The organism is Variovorax sp. GW823-FHT02B07 (assembly GCF_058797695.1).
Map to the genome: position 1 here is coordinate 1,460,536 of NZ_JBXAJX010000001.1, position 25,851 is coordinate 1,486,386.

Consider the following 25,851-nt stretch of genomic DNA (forward strand, 5'->3'; position numbering starts at 1 on the left):
GGCGCGTCAGCCATTCCGCGCAAACGGGGCCGGACAAGGCCCCGCGCTGTCTTGCGGCAGCGGGTGCCGGTCGGGCCCTTTTCGGTGCGTCGCCGGGTATTCTCGCGCCATCGAAAGTGCCAGGAGACAAAGGACATGTACACGGAACAAGGCGGCGAAGGCCCGGACCTGCTGGTGCTGCTGCACGGCATGGGCGCGACAGGCGCGGTGTGGTCGCCGCTGTGCGCGCAGGCGGATGCGCGATGGCGCGGCCGTTGGCTGGCGCTCGACCTGCCCGGGCACGGCGCGTCGGACCGGCAGGCTTCCTATGTCATCGGCCAGCACGCCGCCACTGTGGCGCGCGCGGTGCTGCCGCATCTGCAGCCGGAAGGCCGCCTCGTGGTGCTCGGCCATTCACTGGGCGGCGTGATCGGCCTGGCTTTCGCGACGGGATGGTTTGGCGTCGTGCCGCACGCGGTGTTCGCGGCGGGCATCAAGGTCGGATGGAGCGATGAAGAAGTCCGCCGCATGGAGACGCTGGCGACGCAGCCTACCAAGCGTTTCGCGACGAAAGAAGAGGCAGTTGACCGCTACCTGAAGGTCTCTGGCCTGGCCGCGATCGCCGACGCGACGGCGCCCGTCGTGGCGCGCGGCGTGACGCAAGAGGACGAGGGATGGCGCCTCGCTATGGACCCGCGCGCCAATGCCGTGGGCAAGCCGCCGCTGTCTGAACTCGTCGGACTGGCACGCTGCCCGATTCACCTCGGCCAGGGCCGCCACGATGCGCTGGTCACCCTCGAGCAGACCCGCTCCCTCGACCCCGATGCCCGCGACCTGGGCCCGCATGGCCACAACGTGATGGTCGAGGCGCCCGGCGCGGTGTGGGACTGGATGGCCTCGCTCAGCTGAGCCGCTCGTCGGCGCGGCGGATCGGCACCGTCACTCGCACTTCGGCCGCGCGCGCCCGCAGCTGGCCGCAGCCGCCGTCGACGTCCTGGCCGGCCGAGTAGCGCAGCTTCGTGAGGATGCCGCGTTCGTGCAGCGTGCGGGCCATCTGCTCGCAGCGCTCGCGCGACGGGCGGCCGAAGGCCACGCCCTCCACCGTGTTGAACGGGATCATGTTCAGCACGCCGTACTTGCCCGACAGCAGCCGAACGATGCCTTCGACTTCCTCGGGCCCGTCGTTCACGCCTTCGAGCAGCGTCCACTGGTACTGGATGGGGTAGCCGGTGGCGCGGGCGTAGTGCTCGCCCGCGTCGATGAGGGCTTCGGGTGTCAGGTTCGGCGCGCGCGGCAGGAGCTTGCGGCGCAGCTCGGCATTGGTCGTGTGCAGCGAGAGCGCCAGCGCGGGCCGCACGCGCGCCTGCAGCAGCCGCTCGAACACGCGCGGATCGCCGACGGTGGAGAACACCAGGTTCTTGTGGCCGATGTTGCCCACGGTGCCGAGCAGATCGATGGCCTCGATCACGTTGTCGAGGTTGTGGGCCGGTTCACCCATGCCCATGAACACCACCTTGCGCACGGGCCGGCGCAGGCGCGCGAGCGCGACCTGCGCAACGATCTCGGCGCTTTCGACCTGGCGCAGCAGGCCGTCGCGGCCCGTCATGCAGAACTGGCACCCGACGGCGCAGCCGACCTGCGACGACACGCACAGGCCGTCGCGCGGCAGCAGCACGCTTTCGACCGTCTGGCCATCGGCCAGTGCGACGAGCAGCCGCTCGGAGCCGTCGGCGCCAGGGTGAACCGCATGGATGCGCGCCAGGCCCGCCAGTTCGGCCTCGATGGCCGGCAGGGCCTCCATCAGCGACGACGGGAAGAAGGTGGCCGGCAGGCGCCTGCCGCTGTTGCGCGGCAGCGCATGCGACCACAGCCGCAGGATGCGCTGCTCGTGGCTGGGGCCGGCCCCGGCCTCGCGGAGTCGTCGTTTCAGTTCGTGGATTCGCATGCGCGGCGTGGGGCAAAAGGGGGCTCGGGGGAGCGCCGATTGTGCACGGCAGGCATGCGAAGGCGCGGCGCGCCGGGGCGGGCGCCGCGCCTTCGGTGCGCGAGAAAGCGTGCGATGGGGAGGGCCGCTGCCGGCCTCTCCCGCCTTCGGTCAGCCCAGCAGGCCGTGCAGGATGTTCGTCACGGGCGCCAGCGCGGAGCCTGTGCCGCTGTGGTCGAGCAGGCTGGTGATCGGGGCCACGACCTCACACACCAGCGGCGTGACCGCGTGCTCGACGGTGTTCACCACCTCGGCGACCACCGGGGCAACTGTCGAGCTGGCGCCGGCCAGGATGTCGGCCGCGGGCACCGCGGCGCCGGATGCGGCTTGCGTGGCCTCGGCCACGACCGGTGCCACGGCATCGCTTGCATGGCAGAGCACCGACGACACCGGCTCCAGGATGTCCGCGACGGGGCTCTTGCCTCCGAGCAAGCCGCCGAGCAGGCTGCCCACGAGGCCGTCTTCGCCGACGATGCCGCCGAGCAAGCCGCCTTCGCCGCCACCGAGGACGCCGCCCAGCAGGCCGTCGTCACCGAGCACGCCGCCGAGGAGGCCACCTTCATCGCCGCCGAGGACGCCACCCAGCAGGCCGTCGTCGCCCAGCACGCCACCGAGCAGACCGCCGTCGCCGCCGAGGACACCGCCCAGCAGGCCATCGTCACCCAGCACGCCACCGAGCAGACCACCGTCACCACCGAGGACACCACCCAGCAGGCCGTCGTCACCGAGCACGCCGCCGAGCAGACCGCCGTCACCGCCGAGGACGCCGCCCAGGAGACCGTCGTCACCCAGCACACCGCCGAGCAAGCCGCCGTCTCCGCCGAGGACACCACCCAGGAGGCCGTCGTCACCGAGCACGCCGCCGAGCAAACCGCCGTCGCCGCCGAGGACACCGCCCAGCAAGCCGTCATCACCCAGCACGCCGCCAAGCAATCCGCCGTCGCCGCCGCTGAGCAGGCTGCCCAGCAGGCCTTCGTCACCCAGCAAGCCGCCGAGCAGGCCTCCCTCACCACCGAGGACACCACCCAGCAGGCCGTCGTCACCGAGCACACCGCCGAGCAGGCCACCGTCGCCGCCGAGCAGGCCACCCAGGAGGCCGCCGTCACCGCCGAGCAGGCCGCCCAGCAAACCATCGTCACCCAGCACACCGCCGAGCAGGCCGCCACCGTCGCCACCGAGGACGCCATTCAACAGGCCGCCGACCGGGCCTTCGGCACCGAGGATGCCGTCGTCGCCCAGCACACCGCCCAGCAGGCCGTCGTCACCGAGGACGCCACCCAGGAGCCCGTCATCGCCCACCAGGCCGCTGAGCAAGCCGTCTTCGCCGCCGAGCAGGCCGGCCAGCGGGGTCGCGTTCAGCAGGGAGCCGACCGCGCCGTCGGGACCGAGCAGGCTGTCCACGAGTCCGTCGCCACCGAGCAGTCCGCCGGTGAGGCCTTCGCTGCCGAGCAGGCCGGACAGGGCGCCGTCGCCGCCGAGCACGCCGCCCAGGATGCCTTCGTCGCCGAGGAGGCCGTTGACCAGGCCGACGTCGCCCAGCACGCCGCCAAGCAGGCCGCCCTCGCCGCCGAGGACGCCACCCAGCAGGCCATCGTCACCCAGGACGCCCCCGAGCAAGCCGCCTTCGCCACCGAGGACACCGCCCAGCAAGCCGTCGTCGCCCAGCACGCCGCCGAGCAGACCCCCATCGCCACCGAGCAAGCCGCCCAACAGGCCGTTGTCACCCAGCACGCCGCCAAGCAAGCCGCCTTCCCCGCCGAGGACACCACCCAGCAGGCCGTCATCGCCCAGCACACCGCCGAGCAGGCCTCCATCGCCACCGAGCAAGCCGCCCAACAGGCCGTCGTCACCCAGCACACCGCCCAGCAGGCCGCCTTCGCCGCCGAGCACGCCGCCCAGCAAACCACCATCGCCCAGCACGCCTCCCAGCAGCCCGTCATCGCCCAGCAACTGCCCGATCAATCCGTCTTCGCCGAGCACGCTGCCCAGCAGGCTGCCGTCACCCAGCAGCCCCTCGAGCACCTGGCCGACGACACCGTCCGTGCCGAGCAGGTCGTCCACGAGGCCGTCCAGGCCCAGCGGGGTGGTGATGCCGCCGAGCAGGCCTTCGCTGCCCAGCACGTTCTCCAGCGCATTGCCCAGCGCGTCGGTCAGGTAGTCGACCTGGCCGATCAGCGAGCCGACGAGGGCGTCGGTCAGGCCATCGCCGAGCAGGCCGTCGACCACGGGGGTCAGCACGCCGCCCACGTGAACGGCAATGTTTTCGACCGCGTTGTCCACCGGTTCGAACTCGTTGGGATCGTTGGGCTTGAACTCATCGCCGGTGACCGGCGAGAGCAGGTCGTCGACCAGGTCGGTGAGGCCGTCGGCCACGGGCATCAGCGAGGCCAGCGTGCCCGACGAGCCGGAGGCGCTGCGCACGTTGGTCGCACCGCCGCCCAGGCCGAGCGCGTTGTCGAGGGCGCCCAGCAGGTGCCCGGCGAGGCCGTCGCCCGGATCGAGCAGGTGGTCTGCGTCGGCGTCGGCATCCGCGTCCGAATCGGCGTCCGCATCAGCGTCGGCGTCTGCATCCGAATCCGCGTCGGCGTCCGAATCGGCATCGGCATCGGCGTCTGCATCCGAGTCGGCGTCGGCGTCTGCATCGGCATCCGAATCGGCATCCGCGTCGCTGTCGCCGATGCCCGAGACGAACAGTGGGAACCCGCCGCCGTCGCCGCCACCACCGCCGCTCAGCGCGGCGCCCAAGCCGATGGCGCCCAGCGCGCCGAGTGCGAATTCACCCAGGCCGATGCCGCTGCCGGCCGCAGTCTTCTTGCTCACGGCGAGCGCCGCGGCTTCCGCGTCGCTGTCGGGCGAGGTGACATCGAGGTTGCCCGCGGCCACGTCGACGTTCACCTGCTCCAGGCCGCTGGACAGCTTGGTCGAGGTGATGGTGGCGTCGGTGCCGCCCGCAAACACGCCGGCCAGCGGCGCCTTGTTGGTGGCCGAGCCGGGGAAGAGCACGTTGGCCTGGCCGCCGTCGGGCACGATCACGCGGTCGCCGGCGATGAGGGTCTGGTTGCCGTCCACCGGCATGCGAAATCCGTCGCGCATGACGACCGTGCCGGGCGTGGCGTTGGACAGGGTGCCCAGGCTGGTCGGCCCGGCGGGCGCGGCCATGGGGGCGCCCGATCCGACGGGGCCCAGGGGGGTGACGCTGGCCTGTGCAAGCACCACGGGGGCGCCGCTTTCGGCGGCGGCGGGGATCGAAGCGATCGGCGATACGGTGGTGGTCATGCGGCCTCCTCGTCAAATAAATGACTACAGAGGGCAACATGCGTGCCGCCTTCGACTTCATCCGTCAGCGACGGGCCGAAAACGCCGTATCTCGTTGATTCAAAAAGAGTTTTGTGCGAATGGCCCTGTCAGGCCAATGGTGCAAAACGGGCAGCTGTCGCCACTCGTTACGTAACACGGCGCACGCTTTGGCCGGAACGCCGGGCGCGTTCAGCGCGGGTCAGCCGCGCAGCCGGACCTGCAGGCTCTTCAGGTTGGCGAGCCACGCGAGGTAGTCCTCGTCGTCCTCGCCCAGCTCGGCCCAGGTGTCGTGCCCGTCTGCATCGGGGTCGTCGAGGATGGCCTGCAGCGCGTCGGCGGCAGCCTTGCGCAGGTCGGCGGGCGGCGCGGCCTTGCCGGCGCACCAGTCGACGGCGTCCGGGTGTGCATCGGCGCTGCCGTGTCCGGCGAGCAGTGCCAGCACTTCGGCCGCGGCGACGGTGCCTTCGGTCGAACCTGAATCCAGCGTCTCGCGGATGAAGGCGAGCGCGTCATCGGCTTCCTGCAGTTCCGCCAGCCAATCGAGTGCCTCGTCGTTGCCGAAGCCTGCTGTCGACCATGTACCCATTCGTTTGACTCCCGTGTGTGGCGTGTCGCGGTGCGGCCACGGTTTGAAGATGCGGTGATGCTAGCGGCGCGAATCTCGTGATCGCGCGGCCTCGCAGAATTCGTCAGAATGCCAGGCGACGCTTCCCAGTAGCATGGCCGCGCTCCTGACATGGGGGCGCGTGATCATCCAGTCCGTGAGCCGCCGGGGAACACTTCCCTTGGGCCGGCGTTGCGGCGGTGTCCTTCCAGGACACGCCGCGGTCACGGCCGATCTGCCGTGCATGGCCCACGGAAGCAGATGCCGGGCCGCTTACCCATTCACAACCACGGTTTCAGGGAGAGATTCAGCATGTCATTCGTTTTTTCGTCGTTCACCGATCACCTGGGCGCGTTGCCGCCCGAACGCGCGCGCCACGGCGATGCCTTGCGCACACGCGTGCAGCAACAGGTGCAGGCACCGTTGCATGCCGACCTGTCGGCCTTTGCCTTCCTGCCCGACCAGGCGGACCACCCCGATCACGAGGATGCGCCGCAGGTGTTCGCGCAGGCGGTCGAGCAGATGTACCTGCCCAGGCCGTGGCTGGGCGACGAGATTCCGCTCTTCTTCCTGGGCTACCACGCGATGAACCGGCTCAGCGGCAAGCGCACCTCGCAAGGGCTGCTGCTGACCGACCAGGCGGTGTACGTGCAGGACGACTTCACCGTGCTGTCAGCCGCACCGCCACCGGCGCAGGGCCATGCCTTGCCTGCGCGCGCGGACGATGCACCTTCGTTCGTCTCGACGCTGCTCGCGCGCTTCAAGGCGTGGAAAGACTGGTCCGGCGTGGCCGACGCGCCCGAGCCGGTGCTGCTCAAACGCTGCGGCGAGCTGCTGGCGCCGACGGTCGCGGCGGTGCTCGCGTACCACGCGGAAAACGGCAGCCAGCGGCAGGCGCAGCAGCGCGTCTGGACGCTGGCCGAGCTGGTGGCCGACCACGGCGCGACCGACACCTTGCTCGACCCCGCCAACCCGAAGCTCGCCAAGAAGCTGGGCAAGGTGACGGACAAGTTCCAGATTCCCGCGGGCGAGACGCTGCAGTTCGCGCTGGCCGACTTTCCGCTGTTCGGCGGCCCCTACGGCGTGGCGCTCACCGCGCAGGCGCTGTACGGCAAGGACCTGATGGAGTCGCCGCTGCGCATCGCGCTGGAGCGGGTGGAGGTGCGTGCGCTGCAGATCGGAGAGAAGGGCGACCAGCTGCTGACGGGCTCGACCCCGCCGATGGCGTTGCCCGCGCACATGAAGGAATCGCTGCGCGCACCGTTCCTTGCGTTCCTGCAGCAGGAGATCGCGCGCCTGCAATCGAAGGCCTGATCCGCCCGCGCGGCATTCAACAAATTTCGGGGGAGTTTTCATGGGGTTCAAGGACACGCTCGCGCACGCGATGCTCGACAACGACAAGCTCAAGTTCGACGCCGCTGCGCCCGCGCTTCCCGCGCAGGAGCAATGGCTGGTCACGTTGAGCACGCCGCTGTCGGCCTTCAACGGCGACTGCGTGAACGCGGTGCTCACCGGCAAGGACAACGACACCCTGCGCGAAGGCATCGCGCAGGTGTGGAACGTGAGCGACCGCGCGAGCTTCGAGCAGACCGCGCGCTGGCTGACCGAGGAAGGGCAGCGCGCGAAGTACCTGCCGGCCTGGAAGGCCATCGGTGCAATCGATGCGGCGGTGCAATCCACGCCGGGCGTGCTGCGCCTGGTCATGGACGCGTGGTTTCCCGCGTTCTTCCAGATCAAGGCGCGCGAGCACCTGGACATGCGGGCGCTGTCCGCGCAGACCGGGCACTCGAGCGCCGAGCTGAGCCAGCTGATGACCGGCAGCCAGAGCTGGGTCAGCGCCCTGCGCAAGCACTTCGGCGTGGCGCCGGATCAGCTGACGAACCTTGTGGCCTGGGACGCGGTGCGCCTGGCCAACCTGTCGCGCTGGGCCGTGCAGCTGGGCTACATCGAGCGCGCGGAGTTCGCGGACTTTGCTGGCGGCCTGGCATCGCAGGTGCGCGCGGCCTATGCCAGCTGGTCGCAGGTGAGCGCCGCGTACATCGCGGCGGGCCTGATCTGGCAGTACTCCGATGCGCGCGAAGAGCACCTGCTGCGCACCAACCGCCTGCTGCTGAGCGACACGCGCAGCCCGTGGCGCAGCGTGCCTTTCGCCTGACGCAGCCCTAGTCCTTCGCCCTCAGCGCGTACACCGCATAGATCGGCACGCCGAGAAAGAACAGCACCATCGGCGCGAACAGCGTGTAGGGCCAGCCGATGCCCTCCATCACGCGGTAGGTGCCGTCCAGGTGCAGGCGCGGATGGGGCTGCGTGAGGTCTTCGTACCGGCGCAGGCCCCACTGGAACTCCGCGCCGGTCGCGCGCACCGAAGGATGCTGGCGCGCGCGGCCCACGGCCAGCCAGCACATCGCGTCGAAGGCCAGCACCGAGCCCGCAGGCGCGCGCTCGCCGAAGGTGGTGAACACGGCGTTCACCTGCTCGGGCGTGAGGTACATCAGCACGCCCTCGGTGAACAGGAAGACCGGCTGCGCCTGGCGCTTGCGCGGCAGACCGAGTTGCTCCCACCAGTCGGGCGCCGTGAGGTCGAGTTCGCGCAGGTCGTGGCGCGGGTGCGTTTCGGGCAGCAGCTCGCGGCGCAGGGCCAGCACCTCGGGCAGGTCGGCGTCGGTCATGCGCGACTTGCCGTCGTCCAGCCATTGGAAGTAGTGGCTCAGGCCGCAGCCCAGGTTCACGACGCGCGCGCCCGGGTGCAGCTGGAGGAAGTCCTGCGCCAGGCTGCGAAAGCGCCGCGTGCGCGCGAGGATGCCGTAGATGGTCGTGCGGTCGTCGGGCAGGGCGTGGTCGTCGTCGCGGATCTGCTCGAGGATGCCGGCGGCGTAGGCGTCGCGCACGGCCATCTGCGGAAACAGCGCATCGCCCGAAGCCCGCGCGGCCAGCGGAATCCGCAAGGTGGACGGCACGGCCGAGAGCTTGCGCGCGGATTTGCCGGTGGTCATGAATGCGGGGGCAGGGCCATGCGCAAAGTCTGGCCGCTCCCGCGCGTGCGGGCAAGTCAGTCTTTGGTGTTGCCCGCGGGCGGGCGCTGGCGCGCGAGGTGGCGGTACACGGTACTGCGGTGCACGCCGAGCCGACGGGCGGCGCGCGCCACGTCGTGGTCGCAGGCGCGCAGGGCTTCATCGATGGCGTGGCGCGTGATGGTCTGCAGGGGTGCATCGGGTTGCGACAGGGTGGCTTCGTTGAAGTCAGCGAGGGGGGCGGCGTCTTGCAGGTGCGCGGGCAGCGCATCGGCCGTCACCGCATCGCCCGGGTCGGCCAGCGCCACGAGGGCGCGCAGCACGCTGCGCAGCTCGCGCACGTTGCCGGGCCAGCGGTAGGCGGCCAGCCGTTCGAGCGCGTCGTTCTCCAGGCACAGGTGCTTGGCGGCGCCGCCCGATTCGAGGAACAGCCGCGCGATCAGCGCGCGCCGGTCGGCGCGTTCGTGCAACGCGGGCAGGGCGACGGTGAAGCCGGCCACGCGGTACATCAGGTCGGCGCGAAAGCGCCCCGCCTCGACCAGCGCGGGCAGGCCGGCGTGCGTGGCGCAAATCAAATCGAAATCGACCGCCACGCCCTGGCCGCCGCCCAGCGGCGTCACCACGCGGCCTTCGAGCACGCGCAGCAGGCGCGTCTGCAGCGCGAGCGGGATCTCGGCGATCTCGTCGAGAAACAGCACGCCGCCGTGCGCTTCGCGGATGCGCCCCGGCATGCCCTTGCGGCGCGCGCCGGTGAAGGCGCCTTCTTCGTAGCCGAACAGCTCGGCCTCGATCAGCGTCTCGGGCAGCGAGGCGCAGTCGACCGCCACGAACGGGCCCGCGCTGCGGCGGCTGGCGGCGTGCAGGCGGCGCGAGAACACCTCCTTGCCGCTGCCGGTCTCGCCATTCACCAGCACCGGCACGCCTTCGTTGAGCACGCGCACGGCGCGCGCCAGCAGCGGGCGCACGACGTCGTCGTTGTCGACGGGGGCGGCGTTCGCGGTCATCACCTGCCGCGCGCCGGAGCGGCCCGTGCCGCTGTTCGCCGTGCCCGTGCGCTCCATGACCGTTGCGATCTGCCGCCCGCCCGGCAGCGTGAGCAGGCTGCGCCGGTGCTCCATGCGCGGCCACTGCGCGCCCAGGAATTCTTCGGCGTCGAGGTCGAGCAGGCCCTCCCACGAACGGCCGAACAAGTCGAGCGCAACGCGGTTGGCGGCCACGATGCGCCCGCCCTCGATCACCATCAGCCCTTCGCGTGCGGTGCCGATCAGTGCCGGCCGCGCATGGAAGCGCAGCACGTGGCCCGAGGCCTCGGCCAGCAGCATGCGGTGCTCGACCTGCTGCGCCGCCATGCGCACCAGGCCCAGGGCGTGGTGGTTCACGCGCGCGGTCTCGCCCGAGATGTCGAGCGCGCCGGCCAGCTCGCCGCGTCCGCTGAAGATGGGCGCCGCCGCGCAGCCCAGCCGGCCGTTCTGCGCCAGGTAGTGCTCGCCGCCCAGCACCATCAGCGCCACACGCTCGGCCAGCGCCGTGCCGATGGCGTTGGTGCCGCGGTGGCTCTCCGACCATTCCACGCCGGGCTGCAGCGCCACGCGCTGGGCCTTGGGCAGGAAGTCGGGGCTGCCGATCTCTTCGAGGATCAGGCCGCTCGCGTCCGACAGCGCGACGATGCAGCCGTTGCCCACCGCATGCTCGGCGAGCCCGTCGAGTTCGGGCTGCGCGCAGCTGAGCAGGCGCATCGCCTGCTCGCGCCGCTCGTTGAGCAGCGAAGGCGCCATGGGCGTCGGGTCGATGCAGTGCGGATCGACCGGCCGGCTGCGCTGCCACGAGCGCGAGATGTGCGGCGCGATCCACGGGGCCGGGTCGCGGCCTTGCGCGAAGAACAGCTCGCGCGCCTGCGCGACGCTGACCGATGGCGCGGAAGCTTCACTCGTCATGCGTGACTCCGTGGACGGGGGTTGCCGGCGATTCGCCTTGTGCGACATCGTAGTCGCCGCCGTCGCGCCCATCTGTCGCAGATTGCGAATGGAAACCCTCTGCGCGGGCCGCGCCCCTGTGGCGCGGGGCTTGGGGATTGTCCCGATCCGCGCGGGTATGCCGCTTGCGGTGCCTGTGCGGGCCGCCGCATGTCGCGGCGCCCGTTCACACCTTACCCAACGGAGACAACCCATGGACATGCTCGAACCGGGCAAATTCGGTACCGCGGTGCCTTTCAAGAAGCGCTACGGCAACTACATCGGCGGCGAATGGGTCGCGCCGGTGGAGAACCAGTATTTCGGCAACATCACGCCCGTCACCGGCAAGGTCTTCTGCGAAGTGCCGCGCTCCAGCGCCGCCGACATCGACCGCGCGCTCGACGCCGCCCACAAGGCCAAGGGCGCCTGGGGCCGCACCTCGACCACCGAGCGCGCCAACATCCTGAACCGCATCGCCGACCGCATGCAGGAGAACCTGGCCATGCTGGCCGCCGCCGAGACCTGGGACAACGGCAAGCCGATCCGCGAGACCATGGCCGCCGACCTGCCGCTGGCCATCGACCACTTCCGCTACTTTGCCTCGTGCGTGCGCTCGCAGGAGGGCGGCATCAGCGAGATCGACCACGAGACCTTCGCGTACCACTTTCACGAGCCCATCGGCGTGGTCGGCCAGATCATTCCGTGGAACTTCCCGATCCTCATGGCCGTGTGGAAGCTCGCGCCCGCGTTGGCAGCCGGCAACTGCGTGGTGCTCAAGCCCGCCGAGCAGACGCCGGTGTCGATCCTGGTGCTGCTGGAGGTCATCGGCGACCTGCTGCCGCCGGGCGTGCTCAACGTGGTCAACGGCTTCGGCGTGGAGGCGGGCAAGCCGCTGGCGTCGAGCAACCGCATCGGCAAGATCGCCTTCACCGGCGAGACCACCACCGGCCGGCTGATCTCGCAGTACGCGAGCCAGAACCTCATTCCGGTCACGCTGGAGCTGGGCGGCAAGTCGCCCAACATCTTCTTTGCCGACGTGATGGAGCGCGACGACGCCTTCTTCGACAAGGCGCTCGAAGGCTTCACGATGTTCGCGCTGAACCAGGGCGAGGTCTGCACCTGCCCGAGCCGCGCGCTCATTCAAGAGTCGATCTACGACCGCTTCATGGAGCGCGCACTGAAGCGCGTGGCCGCCATCAAGCAGGGCAGCCCGCTCGACGCGGCCACCATGATCGGCGCGCAGGCCTCGAGCGAGCAGCTGGAAAAGATCCTGTCGTACCTGGACATCGGCCGGCAGGAGGGCGCGCAGGTGCTCATCGGCGGCGAGCGCCAGCAACTCGACGGCGACCTGGCCGACGGCTACTACGTGAAGCCGACCGTGTTCCGCGGCCACAACAAGATGCGCATCTTCCAGGAGGAAATCTTCGGCCCGGTCGTGTCGGTCACCACCTTCAAGGACGAGGAAGAAGCGCTGGCGATCGCCAACGACACGCTCTACGGTCTGGGCGCCGGCGTGTGGAGCCGCGACATGAACCGCGCCTTCCGCATGGGCCGCGGCATCCAGGCGGGGCGCGTGTGGACCAACTGCTACCACCAGTACCCGGCGCACGCGGCTTTCGGCGGCTACAAGCAATCGGGCATCGGACGCGAGAACCACAAGATGATGCTCGACCACTACCAGCAGACCAAGAACCTGCTCGTGAGCTACAGCGAGAACAAGCTGGGCTTCTTCTGATGACCGGCGAGGTCCTGCGCGTCACCGCGACCGATGCGGCGCTCGCGCTCATCGACGACCTCGCCGCACGGCACGGCCCGCTGATGTTCCATCAGTCGGGCGGCTGCTGCGACGGCAGCGCGCCCATGTGCTACGCGCAGGGCGAGTTCATCGTGGGCGACTACGACCGGCTGCTGGGCCGCATCGGCGGCATGCCGTTCTACATCAGCGGGCCGCAGTTCGAGTACTGGCAGCACACGCAGCTGATCATCGACGTGGTGCCGGGGCGCGGCGGGATGTTCTCGCTGGAAGGGCCGCTGGGGGTGCGCTTCCTGACGCGCTCGCGGCTGTTCACGGAGGCGGAGTGGGCGGTGCTCGAGGCGGAGGCGGCGGGGTAGGGCCCCGGCCGGTCGTCAGTTCGACGAGGCGAGCAGCTGCCGCACCAGCAGCTGCGTCGCCGGCGTCAGCGCCGCGCCCGTCTTCGTCGCCATCAGCAGGCGCCGCGTGGCCCACGCGTCCTTGAGGTGCACCACCTTCAGGTCGAGCGCGGCCACCTGCGCCTTGCAGGCGGCGAGTGGCACCACGCCGATGCCGAGGTTGGCCGCGATCATGTGGCACATCGCATCGAAGCTGCGCACCTGCACGCGCAGCCGCATCGGAATGCCGGCCTGTTCGGCCGCGCGCGAGGTCAGCTCGAGCAGCGAGCTGCTGCGGTTCAGCCCCACGAACTCGTGCGCCAGGCAGATCTTGAAGTCGACCTGCTTCGCACGCAGGCGCGCCAGCGGATGCGGCCTGGCGCACAGCACCACGAGCTCGTCGGTTTGGAAGGGCGCGACGTCGAGGCCGTAGGCGGGCGTGTTCTCGGCGAACACGCCGACGTCGGCGAGGCCATCGACCAGCGCGCGCACGATGTCGCCGCTGAGCTGTTCCTCGACCTCGACGCGGATATCGGGATGCTGTCCCAGGAACGCCGCCAGCGTGGTCGGCAGGAACTCCGTCAGTGCCGACATGTTGGCCCACAGCCGCACGTGGCCGCGCACGCCGCTGGCGTAGTCGCCCAGCTCGTTGCTGAACTGCTCGAAGCCCTGGAAGAGGCGCATCGCATGCTGCATCGCCACATGCCCGGCCGGTGTGAGCGCGATGCCCTGGGCGCTGCGTTCGAGCAGCTTGGAGCCCGTGGCGGCTTCGAAGTCGGACAGGCGCCGGCTCGCCGCCGAGAGCGCGAGGTGACACGCTTCCGCGCCCTTGGTGATGCTGCCCGACTGCGCCACGGCGCAGAACAGGCGCAGCGTCACGAAATCGACACGCGCGGGGTTGATGGTGCTGGCCATCGGCGGATTCTAGAGAGCGCGCCAGTGCCGAAAGTCATGCGCATGGGTTAAAAGAATTTTTGACATGTTATGTCGCTGCACCTATAGTGAATCCATCGAAGCATCGCGCGCTTCCCACGGTAGACAACCCAAAGGAGAGGTATGCAATCACTGCTGGATCAACTCGAAGGCCTCGATGTGCTGGCCGGCGCCGCGATGGGCGGGCTGTCTGTTCAGCTGCAGCCGATTCCGGGCAGCACGCCGGTGGTGCAGGTGAGCATCGAAGGGCGCGATGAGCTGCCGATCTTCGTCACCAGCTCCGACATGCAGATCATCTGCATCTGCTACCTCTGGACCGAAGAAGACGTGAAGCCCGCGCGGCGCACCGAGCTGCTCGAATCGCTGCTCGACCTCAACCCGTCGGTCCCGCTGTCGTCCTTCGGGCGCGTGGGCGGACGCTACGTGCTCACCGGCGCGCTCGGGCGCAACGCGAGCGTCGAAGACATCGCACGCGAAGTGGCCGTGCTGAGCGACAACGCGCTCGATGCGCTCGACGCCTTGTCCGAATTCCTGAACTAAGCGGAGATCACCATGACAGTCATCAAGAAGCTGGTCACCTTGCTGCGCGGCAGCGCCCGCGAAATCGGCGAGAGCGTGATCGACAGCAATGCCACGCGCATCTACGAGCAGGAAATCATCGACGCCAAGCACAGCATCGAGAAGGCCAAGGGCGACCTCACCGGCGTGATGGCCAAGGAGATGCAGTCGGCCCGCGAAATCGAACGCCTGAAGGGCGAGGTCGCGCGCTACGAAGGCCTGGCGCTCGAAGCGCTCAACAAGACCCAGGAAGGCCTCGCACTCGATGTGGCGGCCAAGGTCGGCACGCTCGAGCAGGAGCTCGAGGAGCAGGCCAAGGCTCACGCCTCGTACGCGCTGCAGGTGTCGCGGCTCAAGGACCTGATCAAGTCGGCCGAGGCGCGCATCCGCGAGCACGAGCGCGAGATCGGCATCGCCAAGACCACCGAGAGCGTCTACCGCGCCACGCAGTCGATCTCCGAGAACATCGGCAGCGGCGGCTCGCGCCTGGCCAGCGCGCGCGAGTCGCTGGAGCGCATCCGCTCGCGCCACGAAGACCTGTCCGATCGCATGGCGGCGGGCCAGCAGCTGGAAGACGAGTTCGGCCACAGCGCGCTCGAGAAGAAGCTGGCTGCGGCAGGCATCGGCAACGACGCCGACCGCACCGGCAAGGTGATGGAGCGCATCCGCGCCCGGCAGGCCAAGCCGTCCGAACCGTCCAAGCCGGTTCAGGAGTGACGATGGTGCGGGTCAAGCCGGTACGCTGGCAGGGCTCGGACGAGGCGATCCGCGCGGTCCAGGTGGCCTTCGACGTGGAAGAGGCCGTGCTCGAGGCCGTGCGCACCGCGGCCTTCGAGCAGCATGTGTCCACGCCCGACCAGATCCGGCAGGTGCTGGGCCTGGCGACCACCTCGAAGCCGAAGCGGCCGCGTCTCACGGTGTCGTTGAACACGGCCGACTACGAATTTCTGGCGGCGCGGTATGGTCTGTCACCCGACGACCGCCTGGCCATCAAGGAGAGGGCCACGCGCGAACTGATTGCCTTTGCAGGCAAGGCGAACAAGAAGAACACCGGCACGAAGAAGCCGGGCGGCAGGTAAGAAGAAAAGAGAACAACAACCAACCCGCACGCGGGAGGATCAATGGGCGATTTCATGGGAGCGGTGACGGGGTACCCCACCGCGATCTACACGGTGCTGCTCGGCGTCGTGGTGATCTATTGGGTGCTCGCGGTGGTCGGCATGGTCGACTTCGAGAGCAGCGGGATCGACGTCGACCTGCAGACGCATGCCGATGGCGACACCAGCGACATGGGCCAGATCGCGAGCTACGTGGTCGCCTTCGGCCTGAACGGCGTGCCGTTCTCGGTGGCCGTGAGCCTGCTGGTGCTCGTGGCCTGGACGCTCTCGTGCCTGGGCGGCGAGTGGCTGCTGCCGCTGGTGCCGACGATGGTGCTCAAGCTGGTGGCCGGCACGGTGCTGCTGGTGGTCAGCGCGGCCCTTGCCATCCCGGTGACGGCGGTGGCCATCCGCCCGCTCAAGGGCCTCTTCGTGAGCCACACGGCCGTGAGCAATGCGGCGTTGGTGGGCCAGGTCTGCCGCGTCGTCACCGGCGTGGTGAACGAGAAGGACGGCCGCGCCGAAGTGGCGCGCCGCGGCGCCAGCCTCAACATCCGCGTCTGGGCGCCCACGCCCAACGCCCTCAAGCGCGGCTCGCACGCGCTCATCCTCGAATACGACGAGGTGGCCGCGCGCTACCTCATCGCGGCGCACGAAGACATCGTCTGAGAAGGCGTGAACGAACCCGCCATGTCCGTTCATCGGCCACGCCGGATTCACTCACACCTTCTGCTCGCGTGCATCCCTCACCCAAGTTCGTTCGCTCGCTCTTAAAGCATCTGGAGAAAAAATGGAGCCCATCATCTTCGCCGTGGTCATACTGGCCGTCGTCATCCTCGGCCTGTTCGCGATGTTCGCCAAGTTCTATCGCAAGATCGAACAGGGCCACGCACTCATCGTGAACACGCTGCGCGCCGAGCCCGAGGTGACCTTCACCGGCCGCATGGTCTACCCGATCATCCACAAGGCCGAGCTGATGGACATCTCGGTCAAGACCATCGAGATCGACCGCTCGGGCAACGAAGGCCTCATCTGCCGCGACAACATCCGCGCGGACATCAAGGTGAAGTTCTTCGTGCGCGTCAACAAGACCGCCGACGACGTTCTGAAGGTGGCGCAGGGCATCGGCTGTGCGCGGGCCTCCAACCACGAGACGCTCGAAGAGCTGTTCTCCGCCAAGTTCTCCGAAGCGCTCAAGACCGTGGGCAAGTCGATGGACTTCGTCGACCTGTACCAGGCGCGCGACGGCTTCCGCGACGAGATCATCAGCCAGATCGGCAATGACCTCTCGGGCTACGTGCTCGAAGACGCCGCCATCGACTACCTCGAGCAGACCCCGCTGTCGGAGCTGGACGCCAACAACATCCTCGATGCGCAGGGCATCAAGAAGATCACCGAGCTGACGGCGGTCGAGCACGTGCGCACCAACGAGCTGCGTCGCAACGAGGAAATGCAGATCAAGAAGAAGAACGTCGAGACGCAAGAGGCATTGCTCGAGCTCGAGCGCCAGCAGGCCGACGCCACCGCGCGCCAGCAGCGTGAAATTGCCAGCGTGCGCGCCCGCGAAGAAGCCGAGACCTCCAAGATCCAGTCCGAAGAGCGCACCAAGTCCGAAACCGCCCGCCTCATGGCCGAACAGTCGGTCTCGGTGCAGCAGGAGAACGTGCAGCGCGAGAAGGAAGTGGCCGAGAACAACCGCAAGCGCGCGGTGGCCATCGAGGAAGAAAAGGTCACGCGTGCCCGCGACCTCGAGATCGTCGATCGCGAGAAGGAAGTGACCCTGCAGCGTATCGAGAAGGACAAGGCCGTCGAAGTGCAGAAGAAGGCCATTGCCGACGTGATCCGCGAGCGCATCGTGGTCGAACGCACCGTGGCCGAACAGGAAGAGGCCATCAAGGAACTGCGCGTGGTGGCCGAGGCCGAGCGCACCAAGAAGTCGGTCGTGATCATGGCCGAGGGCCAGGCCGAAGAGAAGATGGTGCTCGACGTGAAGGCCGCCGAAACGCAGGAAAAGCGCGCCCGCCACAAGGCCGCCGAAGAACTCACGCTGGCCGACGCCAAGCTCAAGGTGGCCGAGCGTGACGCCGAATCGAAGAAGCGCGAAGCCGAGGGCGTGGAAGCCATTTCCGCCGCACCAGGCCTGGCCGCCGCCAAGGTCGAAATTGCCACGGCCCAGGCCAAGCTCGCAAGCTTTGAAGCCGAAGCATCGGGCAAGGAAAAGCTGGGCCTGGCCGACGTGCATGTGCGCCAGGCCGATGCCGACGCGATCCTCAAGGCCGGCCAGGCCGACGCGCAGGTCATCGAAGCCCGTTCGCAGGCCGAAGCCGCCGGCATGCGCGCCAAGTTCGAGGCCGAGGCCTCGGGCAAGGAAAAGCTGGGCCTCGCCGAAGTCAACGTGCGCACGGCCGACGCCGAGGCCACGCTCAAGTCGGGCCAGGCCGATGCGCAGGTGATCGAAGCGCGCTTCAACGCCGAGGCCAAGGGTCTGCACGAGAAGTTCGAGGCCATGAAGTCCATGAGCCCCGAGACCCGCGACCACGAAGAGTTCCGCATGCGCCTGGAAAAGTCGCACATCGAAACCATGAAGGGCATCGACGCGCAGACCTCCATCGCCAAGGAACAGGCCGACGTGCTGGGCACCGCGCTCGCCAACGCCAAGATCGACATCGTGGGCGGCTCGGGCGACTACTTCGACAGCTTCGTGCGCTCGCTCTCCGTGGGCAAGGGCATCGACGGTGTCATCTCCAAGAGCCAGGCGGTGCAGGTCGCCTTCAAGGAGCAACTCTCGGGCGAGCGTGACGTGGTGAAGGACCTGCGCGACATCGTCGGCGCGCTGGGCAATTCGTCGGGCGAAATCCAGAACCTCAGCGTGGCCTCGCTGATGAGCAAGATCGCCAACGACGGCACCGAAAGCCAGAAGTCGGCGCTGCAGAACCTGATCTCCTCCTTCCGCAACTGAGCCGGGGGCGCGCAATGAACCCGAACCTGAAGTGCAGTTGCGCCGCCCATGCCGCGATGCAGCCCGTCGCGCTCGCCGAAGCCTTGCTCGGCGTGCAGTGCGGCGACTGCCACGGCATGGTGATGGACATGGACGACTGGCGCAGCTGGAAGGCCGCCGACCCGAAGCGCGTGCCGCATGAGGTCGACGACGAGGTGATCGAGGTGTTCGACGTCGCCGCCGTGCGCCACTGCCCGGAATGCGAGCGGTTGATGCAGCGCCTGCGCGTGAGCGCGGGGCCTGACTTCCGCATCGACCGCTGCGTGGCCTGCCAGAACCTCTGGTTCGACCAGGGCGAATGGCGCGCCCTCGTGAGCCGTGGCCTGGCCGGCCGGCTCGACGAGCTGCTGTCCGACGGCTGGCAGCGCCGGCTGCAGACCGAGGAGGTGCGCGAGGCGCGCCTGGCCGCGCTGCGCCGCCGCTATGGCGACGACTGCATCGACGAGCTGGACCGCATCCGCGCCTGGCTCGACACCCAGCCTCACCGCGACGAATTGCTCGCACTGCTGCGCGCGGACTGACCGCGCCGATCCATGCAACCCACCGACGACACCGCAGCGCCGCCCGGCGCCCAGGCCCCCATCGACCCTACCGAAGCGCTGGTCTCCGGCAGCGGCAGCTACGACCTGCTGAAGAAGCGGCTCGAAACCCAGGGCGAGGGCCTGCTCAAGAAGACGCAGGCGCTCAACGAGCAGCGGCTGGCCGAGTTCGGCCGCTCCGACCAGGCGCTGATCCTGCGCACCCGCGCGCGCACCGAGAACAACGCCGTGGCGCGCGACATCGTGCGCATCGGCGACCTGCTGCTGTTCGGCTACAACGTCTTCATCGGCCTGCGCAAGGAAACGGCCGTGGGCGACGTGTTCGGCCTGTACCGGCTCGCATCGCCGGGCGAGGCCGCCACCGAGAACGACGAGCTGCAGCCCGTGCCGCTGGCCGGCACCTTCCTGGAAGACGCGCGTTTCGCCTCCGACTTCCGCGAGCTCTACGCCTACTACAAGCAGGCCACGCTGCTGCAGCTGCGCGTCACGCAGGACAAGCTTCTGGCCTCGTTCCAGATCGGCCAGCAGCTGCACGACGTGCGCGTGTTCCGCTGGGCCATCGAGCGCAACGGCAACATCAATTACATCGACAACCGCGGCGAGCGCGACATCGCCTTGCCCGCGAGCCACGACTTCGAGTGGACCGTGGCCACGCGCGAAGACCACGTCGGCGGCAAGCACCCGCACGTGAACGTGCTCGACACGGTGTTCGTCGAGACGCTGGGCGGCGACCTCACGGTCAAGATCGAGAACAACACCGAGACCGGCTTGGGCATCTACAGCGAGCCGGTGGAGGACAAGAGCCAGTCGCTCACCGACGCCGAGATCGCCTGGGCCAAGCTGGGCATGCTGATCCTGCTGCGCGTGAAGCCCTACCGCGAGCAGGTCACGCGCTACCTGGTGTTCAACATCCGCACGCAGCAGGTCGAGCGCATTGACGCCATCGGCGGCTCCTGCGTGCAACTGCCCGAAGACCACGGCATCATCTTTCCGGGTGGCTACTACCTGCAGTCGGGCGAGTACAAGCGCTTCGACCTGCCGGCCGAGGTGGTGGAAAACCTGCGTTTCAAGCGCATGCTGCGCTCGCCCAACGGCGAGGACGTGGCCTATGTCTTCTACGACCCGAAGCCCGGGCGCTATGCGCTGTTCAACTACAACCTGATCGACAAGAAGCTCGCCACGCCGATCATCGCCAACGGCTACGCGCGCTTTGCCGACGGCCGCATCCTGGTGTTCAACGGCGAAGACGGCGAGCCCACGCGCGTGCACCCGATGCAGCTGTGGCAGACGCCGTTCGCCAGCGAAGAGCACGTGAGCGCGCAGCCGCCCGCCACCGGCTTCTTCGGCAAGATCGGCAACGCCGAGCTGGTGCGCGGCGTGAGCGATCTCATGGGCATCGCCCGCGCGGTGCGCGAACAGGCGCCCACGCGCGCCGCCTACGAAGACCTGATCCGCCAGTGCACCCGCGTGAGCGACGCCTATTTCTGGCTCGACGCGCCCGAGGCCACCGGCCTCATGGGCGAGCTGCGCAGCATCGCCGAGGTGGCGCGCAGCACGCTGGCCGAGTTCGAAAAGGTCGACACCATCCGCCGCGAAACCGCGCGTGCGTTGGTCCGCGCGGAAGACGAGCAGCATGCGCTGCTGGTCGACATTGCCAGCACCCTCTGGCGCGCGCCCGACGATTTCGTGAAGGCGCTGGGTCGGCTGCGCGAACGGCGCGGCGCGCTGCAGATGCTCAAGGAGCTGCGATACGCCGACCTGCCACGCATCGCCGCGATGGACGCCGCGCTCGAGGTCGAGCAGCAGCGCATCGGCGAGCGCGCGATGCAGTTCCTGGCGGCCGACACGGCCTTCCACGGCCAGCGCCAGGCGCTGGACAAGCTCGCGCTCGAACTGCCCAACCTGGCTACCTCGCCCGCGCTTGGGCAGATGCTGGCCACGCTCGACGAGCAGGCCGCCGGCCTCGACCTGCTGACCGAGCAGCTGGGCAGCCTGCCGGGCGGCGACGCGGTGATCCGCACGTCGATCCTCGACCGCATCTCGCTGATCTACGCCGACATCAACCGCATGCGCGCCGATGCGCGCGCGCGGCGCAAGTCGCTGGGCGCGACCGAGGCGCGTGCCGAATTCGGCGCGCAGTTCAAGCTCTTCAGCCAGGCGGTCGAGAACGCGCTGGAGTTCGCCGACACGCCCGAGAAGTGCGACGACGCGCTCACCCGCCTCTTGGCCCAGCTGGAGGAAATCGAAGGCCGCTTCGCCGAGCAGGAAGACTTCCTGGCCGACATCGCCGAAAAGCGCGAGACCGTGTACGAGGCGCTGTCCGCGCGCCGCCAGAGCCTGGTCGACGCCCGGCAGCGCCGCGCGCAGGGCGTGGTCGACGCGGCAGGGCGCATCCTCGACGGCATTCCGCGCCGCATCGCGCAGTTCGGCGACCTGACGCAGGTCCACAGCTACTTCGCGGCCGACCCGATGATCGGCAAGCTGCACACGCTGATCGCCGACCTGCGCACGTTGGGCGCCGCGGTGCCGGCCGACGAACTCGACACCCGCCTGAAGACCGCGCGCGACCAGGCGCTGCGTTCCATCCGCGACAAGCGCGAGCTGGTGAGCGAGGGCGGCGACACGCTGCGCCTGGGCCGCCACGCCTTCACCGTGCACCGCCAGCCGGTCGACCTGACGCTCGTGGCCCGCGACGAGGGCATGGCCTACCAGGTGACGGGCACCGACTACCAGAGCCCGGTCGATGAACCCCGGCTGCTGCCGCTGCAGCGCTACTGGGACCAGTCGCTGGTGTCCGAGACCCCCGAGCTGTCGCGCGCCGAATACCTCGCCGGCCGGCTGCTGGAGGCGCTGCTCGACGGCAAGGCCGAGCGCACGTGGGCCGAGGTGCTCACGCTGCTGGCCGAAGACCCGCTGCACCCGCAGCTGCTCGACATGGTGCGCCGCTTCGCCGCGGCGCGCTACCAGGAGGGCTACCAGAAGGGCGTCCATGACGACGACGCGATGCGCCTGCTGGGCGCGCTCGTCGGCATGCAGGACCAGGCGGGCCTGCTCGCCTGGGGCCCGACCGAACGCGCGCTGGCCTTGCTCTACTGGCAGCACGGCCACCTGATCGCGCACCGCGAATCGATGCTGCGCCGCGCACGGGCCGCGATGCAGATGCTGGCGCTGTTCGGCCGGCGCGATGCGCTGGAGCAGCTCGAAGCCGACATCGCGCGTGCCTTGAATCACTTCGCCCGCGACGTGGTGCCCGACCTGCTGCCCGTGGCCGACACCGCAAACGACGAAACACGCGACGCGCACGACGGCCGCGTGACCACCTTGTGCGACCAGGCCGCCGCATACCTCGTGCGCGAACTTGCCGGCCCACATGGCGGCGAGACCTGGGCCGTGTCGGGTGCAGGCGAAGACCTTGCGGCGGCGCTGCTGCGCGAGCTGGAGCGCGGCGGCCGGCGCGACGCGTGGCAGCACGACCTCGATGCCGCACCGCCGGCCGAGCGCTGGCGCCTGGCGCGCGACTGGGTGCGCGCGTACGCGACGCACCAGGCGCCGCAATCGGTCGACTGGACCGACGACGCGGCCAGCGTGCTGGCCATGCCGTTGCAGCGCACCCGCGTCAATGCGGCGCTCGACCGCACCGTCGAGGGTCTGCGCGGCGAGCACCCGCGCGTCGCCGAAGGGCGCCTGACGTTGAACCTCAACGACTTCTGGCGCCGCTTCCTGTTCCACACCCTGCACGCGGTGCCGGGCTACGAGGCGCTGCACGGCCTGCGCCACGAGCTGCTCGAGCGCGAGAAGGCGCGGCTCAAGCTGAGCCAGTTCCAGGCCAAGCCGTTGTCGACCTTCGTGCGCAACCAGCTGATCGACGAGCTGTACCTGCCCATCATCGGCGACAACCTCGCCAAGCAGATCGGCTCGGCGGGCGAGGGCAGCCGCACCGACCGCATGGGCCTGTTGCTGCTGATCTCGCCGCCCGGCTACGGCAAGACCACGCTCATGGAGTACGTGGCCGACCGGCTCGGCCTGATCTTCGTGCGCATCAACTGTCCGGCGCTCGGCCATGGCGTCACGGCCATCGACCCGGTGAACGCGCCCAACAGCGCCGCGCGGCAGGAGCTGGAAAAGCTCAACCTGGGCCTGGCCATGGGCAGCAACGTGATGCTGTACCTGGACGACATCCAGCACACCAGCCCCGAGTTTTTGCAGAAGTTCATCGCGCTGGCCGACGGCACGCGCCGCATCGAGGGTGTGTGGAACGGCGAGCCGCGCAGCTACGACATGCGCGGCAAACGCTTCGCGATCGTGATGGCGGGCAACCCCTACACCGAGTCGGGCGACGTGTTCAAGATCCCGGACATGCTGGCCAACCGCGCCGACATCTACAACCTGGGCGACGTGCTCTCGGGCCGCGAGGCGGCGTTCGCGCTCTCGTACATCGAGAACAGCCTGACCTCCAACCCCACGCTGATGCCGCTGGCCTCGCGCGATCCGAAGGACGTGCAGCTGCTGGTGAAGATGGCGCAGGGCCACGACGTGCCGAGCAGCGCGCTCTCGCACGCCTACAGTTCGGTCGAGCTGGAAGAGATCAAGGCGCTGCTGCAGCGCCTGTTCCGCGCGCGAGACCTGCTGCTGAAGGTCAACCTGGCCTACATCGCCTCGGCTGCGCAGCAGGAGAGCTACCGCACCGCGCCGCCGTTCAAGCTGCAGGGCAGCTACCGCAACATGACCAAGCTCGCGGGCAAGATCACGCCGCTGATGCGCGACGACGAGCTCGACGCACTGCTGCGCGACCACTACCGCGGCGAGGCCCAGACGCTGACCACCGGCGCGGAAGAAAACCTGCTGCGCCTGGCCCAGCTGCTCGGCAGCCCGACGCCGGAGGAGAGCGCCCGCTGGACCGCCATCTGCGACGAGTTCGTGCGTCAGCGCAAGCTCGGCGGCGCCGACGTGGACGGCAGCCAGCGCATCGCGAGCAGCATGCTCGACGTGGCGCGCGCGGTCGACGCGCTCAAGCCCGAGCCCAAGCCTGTCGCAGAGGGGCCGAACGAGAGCCAGCGCCTGGCCGATGCCATGCTGCAGATCGCCGTGACCTACCGCGAGCTGATCCTGCCGCTGGTGACCGCCACCGAACGTCGGCTCGAACTCGACCGCTCGATCAAGCAGGACATGGAGCGCCTCGCCGCCGAGGTGCAGGCCACGCGGGCCGCGCCCAAGCGTGTGGCACCGCCGCCATCTCCGCCCAAAACCGACAAGGATCAGTGATGTCCGCATTGCCCGAACTGCTGGCCCAGCTCGACGCGACGATGGTCGACGCGCGTTTGAGCGACGACGAGCGCCGCGTGCTGGTCCACACCCTGCGCGAGGCCTCGCCCCCCGAAGACGGCCTGCGTCAGCTGCGCAACCGCGCCTTCGACCTCGTGCGCTCGCGCACCGCCGACCCCGAGCAGCTGTCGCTGCTCAAGTGGCTCGAAGGCGTGGTGCGCGCGATCGACACCGGCCGATCGCCCGACAGCGTCACGGTGCGCTCGCAGGCCTACTTCAGCCCCGGCACCGCCTGCCTGCAGGCGATCAACCAGCAGCTGAGAACGGCGAAGCGCGCGGTCGACCTGTGCGTGTTCACGCTCTCGGACGACCGCATCACCGCCGAGGTGCTGGCGGCGCACCGGCGCGGCGTGACGGTGCGCTTCATCACCGACAACGACAAGGAATACGACCGCGGCAGCGACGTCGGCCAGCTGCGCGCGGCCGGCATTCCGGTGGCGGTGGACCGCACCGAGGCCCACATGCACCACAAGTTCGCGATCTTCGACGGCGCGCGGCTGCTCAACGGCAGCTACAACTGGACCCGCAGCGCCTGCGAGTACAACGAGGAGAACCTGGTGCTGAGCAACGACCCGCCGCTGGTGCGCCGCTTCGCGGACGAATTCGACACCTTGTGGAAAGAACTGCAGGCCCCCTGATGCCAAGACGAATCGACTACGACTGGGAACTGCCCGCCGCCATGCAGCAGCGGCTGGGCGGCAGCACCTACGGCGCGCAGCGCATCATCCACGAGCAGGAGCATCTGATGGTGATCCTGCACGAGCCGCCCTCGGGCACCGGCGCCGAACGCAAGCCCATCGTGTTCCTGCGCAAGCCGGACGGCGCGTGGCTGCACAAGGGCAACAACCCCGGCGAGCGCGCGCTCGCCAAGCTGCTCGAAAGCTACCGCGCGGCGTTCAGCACCTTCGAGATCCGCCACCAGGCCGCCGAGACCTCGGAAGACCTGTTCCAGATCCTCGGGCCGCTGATCCCGCTCACCCGCGCCGCCCGGAACATGCAGGACACGCTGCAGGCCGCGCGCGATGCGGTGAAGGGCGACCTGATGCTCATCGACCAGCGCGACCTCGCGGTGGAGATCGCACGCGGCTTCGAGCTGCTGCTGGCCGACACGCGCATGTCGCTCGACTACCGGCTCGCACGCGCCGCCGAGGCGCAGGCGCACTCGGCCCTCGAGATGAGCCGTGCGCAGCACAAGCTCAACACCATCGCCGCGCTGACCTTTCCGCTCATGGCCGTCGGCGCGGCCTTCGGCATGAACCTGCACAGCGGTGTGGAGAACCTGCCTTCGTGGGTGTACTGGCTCATCTTCGCGGCCGGCATCTGCCTGGGCGTGATGCTGCGCGGCTGGGTGAAGACGCCGGCCGAGCCGCTGGTGGTTGCCAGGCCTGCGTCCACGCTGAAGAAAAAGTAGGGCGCACCGCAGGGTCTTCGCGTTTCGCGAAGGCCT

General features: G+C 69.2%; 20 protein-coding genes. 14 read left to right on the plus strand and 6 right to left on the minus strand.

Annotated features, from left to right (window positions below; all coding sequences use genetic code 11):
• Positions 1-135 precede the first annotated feature (135 nt).
• Complete coding sequence (locus AC1RGU_RS06895; RefSeq protein ID WP_492695597.1) at positions 136-888, plus strand: alpha/beta fold hydrolase; 753 nt, start codon at positions 136-138, stop codon at positions 886-888.
• Here the strand turns inward: AC1RGU_RS06895 and AC1RGU_RS06900 are convergent.
• The 3 genes from AC1RGU_RS06900 to AC1RGU_RS06910 all read right to left on the minus strand — a co-directional run bounded on the left by AC1RGU_RS06900 (position 881) and on the right by AC1RGU_RS06910 (position 5,846).
• Positions 881-1,924: an RNA methyltransferase gene (locus AC1RGU_RS06900; protein ID WP_492695599.1), complete on the minus strand. Its 1,044-nt coding sequence runs from the start codon at positions 1,922-1,924 to the stop codon at positions 881-883. The two genes, AC1RGU_RS06895 and AC1RGU_RS06900, sit on opposite strands and share 8 nt — an antisense overlap.
• A gap of 150 nt (positions 1,925-2,074) precedes the next feature.
• Positions 2,075-5,239, minus strand: coding sequence for a hypothetical protein (locus AC1RGU_RS06905; RefSeq protein WP_492740792.1), 3,165 nt, complete (start codon positions 5,237-5,239; stop codon positions 2,075-2,077).
• Positions 5,240-5,459: 220 nt separating this feature from the next.
• Entirely contained in the window at positions 5,460-5,846 is a 387-nt protein-coding gene (locus AC1RGU_RS06910) for a DUF4259 domain-containing protein (protein ID WP_492695603.1), read from the minus strand.
• Between the two features lie 330 nt (positions 5,847-6,176).
• On the opposite strand from AC1RGU_RS06910, the gene AC1RGU_RS06915 reads away from it, so the two are divergent.
• Positions 6,177-7,178 carry a hypothetical protein gene (locus AC1RGU_RS06915; RefSeq protein ID WP_492695605.1) on the plus strand — a complete coding sequence of 334 codons (1,002 nt, stop codon included), beginning with the start codon at positions 6,177-6,179 and terminating at the stop codon, positions 7,176-7,178.
• Positions 7,179-7,218: 40 nt separating this feature from the next.
• Positions 7,219-8,019: a DUF1266 domain-containing protein gene (locus tag AC1RGU_RS06920; protein ID WP_492695607.1), complete on the plus strand. Its 801-nt coding sequence runs from the start codon at positions 7,219-7,221 to the stop codon at positions 8,017-8,019.
• 7 nt (positions 8,020-8,026) lie between these two features.
• On the opposite strand, the gene AC1RGU_RS06925 is transcribed toward AC1RGU_RS06920, so the two are convergent.
• Together AC1RGU_RS06925 and AC1RGU_RS06930 are read right to left on the minus strand one after the other, a co-directional pair.
• The gene (locus AC1RGU_RS06925; RefSeq protein WP_492695609.1) at positions 8,027-8,857 is read right to left on the minus strand and encodes a class I SAM-dependent methyltransferase; all 831 of its coding nucleotides are present in this window, start codon (positions 8,855-8,857) and stop codon (positions 8,027-8,029) included.
• Positions 8,858-8,913: 56 nt separating this feature from the next.
• On the minus strand, positions 8,914-10,809 hold the full coding sequence (locus tag AC1RGU_RS06930) for a sigma-54-dependent Fis family transcriptional regulator (RefSeq protein ID WP_492695611.1): 1,896 nt from the start codon (positions 10,807-10,809) through the stop codon (positions 8,914-8,916).
• 232 nt (positions 10,810-11,041) lie between these two features.
• On the opposite strand from AC1RGU_RS06930, the gene adh reads away from it, so the two are divergent.
• On the plus strand, positions 11,042-12,562 hold the full coding sequence (adh, locus tag AC1RGU_RS06935; RefSeq protein ID WP_492695613.1) for an aldehyde dehydrogenase: 1,521 nt from the start codon (positions 11,042-11,044) through the stop codon (positions 12,560-12,562).
• Entirely contained in the window at positions 12,562-12,939 is a 378-nt protein-coding gene (locus AC1RGU_RS06940) for a DUF779 domain-containing protein (protein ID WP_062476386.1), read from the plus strand. The genes adh and AC1RGU_RS06940 overlap by 1 nt, the downstream gene beginning before the upstream one ends.
• A gap of 15 nt (positions 12,940-12,954) precedes the next feature.
• On the opposite strand, the gene AC1RGU_RS06945 is transcribed toward AC1RGU_RS06940, so the two are convergent.
• The gene (locus AC1RGU_RS06945) at positions 12,955-13,872 is read right to left on the minus strand and encodes a LysR family transcriptional regulator (RefSeq protein WP_492695614.1); all 918 of its coding nucleotides are present in this window, start codon (positions 13,870-13,872) and stop codon (positions 12,955-12,957) included.
• A gap of 141 nt (positions 13,873-14,013) precedes the next feature.
• Here AC1RGU_RS06945 and AC1RGU_RS06950 point away from each other — a divergent pair, with 141 nt between their 5' ends.
• The 9 genes from AC1RGU_RS06950 (at position 14,014) to AC1RGU_RS06990 (ending at position 25,815) form a co-directional block, all read left to right on the plus strand.
• Positions 14,014-14,430: a YjfI family protein gene (locus tag AC1RGU_RS06950; RefSeq protein WP_062476391.1), complete on the plus strand. Its 417-nt coding sequence runs from the start codon at positions 14,014-14,016 to the stop codon at positions 14,428-14,430.
• Positions 14,431-14,442: 12 nt separating this feature from the next.
• Complete coding sequence (locus AC1RGU_RS06955; RefSeq protein ID WP_492678311.1) at positions 14,443-15,165, plus strand: PspA/IM30 family protein; 723 nt, start codon at positions 14,443-14,445, stop codon at positions 15,163-15,165.
• A 2-nt stretch (positions 15,166-15,167) separates the two neighbouring features.
• Positions 15,168-15,527, plus strand: a complete 360-nt coding sequence (locus tag AC1RGU_RS06960; RefSeq protein WP_062476395.1) for a hypothetical protein — start codon at positions 15,168-15,170, stop codon at positions 15,525-15,527.
• A 42-nt stretch (positions 15,528-15,569) separates the two neighbouring features.
• The gene (locus tag AC1RGU_RS06965; RefSeq protein WP_070059349.1) at positions 15,570-16,214 is read left to right on the plus strand and encodes an OB-fold-containig protein; all 645 of its coding nucleotides are present in this window, start codon (positions 15,570-15,572) and stop codon (positions 16,212-16,214) included.
• Positions 16,215-16,335: 121 nt separating this feature from the next.
• Positions 16,336-18,504 carry a flotillin family protein gene (locus AC1RGU_RS06970; protein WP_062476401.1) on the plus strand — a complete coding sequence of 723 codons (2,169 nt, stop codon included), beginning with the start codon at positions 16,336-16,338 and terminating at the stop codon, positions 18,502-18,504.
• Between the two features lie 14 nt (positions 18,505-18,518).
• Positions 18,519-19,064, plus strand: a complete 546-nt coding sequence (locus AC1RGU_RS06975) for a TFIIB-type zinc ribbon-containing protein (RefSeq protein WP_062476404.1) — start codon at positions 18,519-18,521, stop codon at positions 19,062-19,064.
• 12 nt (positions 19,065-19,076) lie between these two features.
• Positions 19,077-24,344 carry a DNA repair ATPase gene (locus AC1RGU_RS06980; RefSeq protein ID WP_492695616.1) on the plus strand — a complete coding sequence of 1,756 codons (5,268 nt, stop codon included), beginning with the start codon at positions 19,077-19,079 and terminating at the stop codon, positions 24,342-24,344.
• A complete protein-coding gene (locus AC1RGU_RS06985; RefSeq protein WP_487847245.1) occupies positions 24,344-25,042 on the plus strand; it encodes a phospholipase D-like domain-containing protein in 699 nt (232 codons plus the stop codon). The genes AC1RGU_RS06980 and AC1RGU_RS06985 overlap by 1 nt, the downstream gene beginning before the upstream one ends.
• Entirely contained in the window at positions 25,042-25,815 is a 774-nt protein-coding gene (locus AC1RGU_RS06990) for a hypothetical protein (protein WP_447743447.1), read from the plus strand. The genes AC1RGU_RS06985 and AC1RGU_RS06990 overlap by 1 nt, the downstream gene beginning before the upstream one ends.
• Positions 25,816-25,851 lie beyond the last annotated feature (36 nt).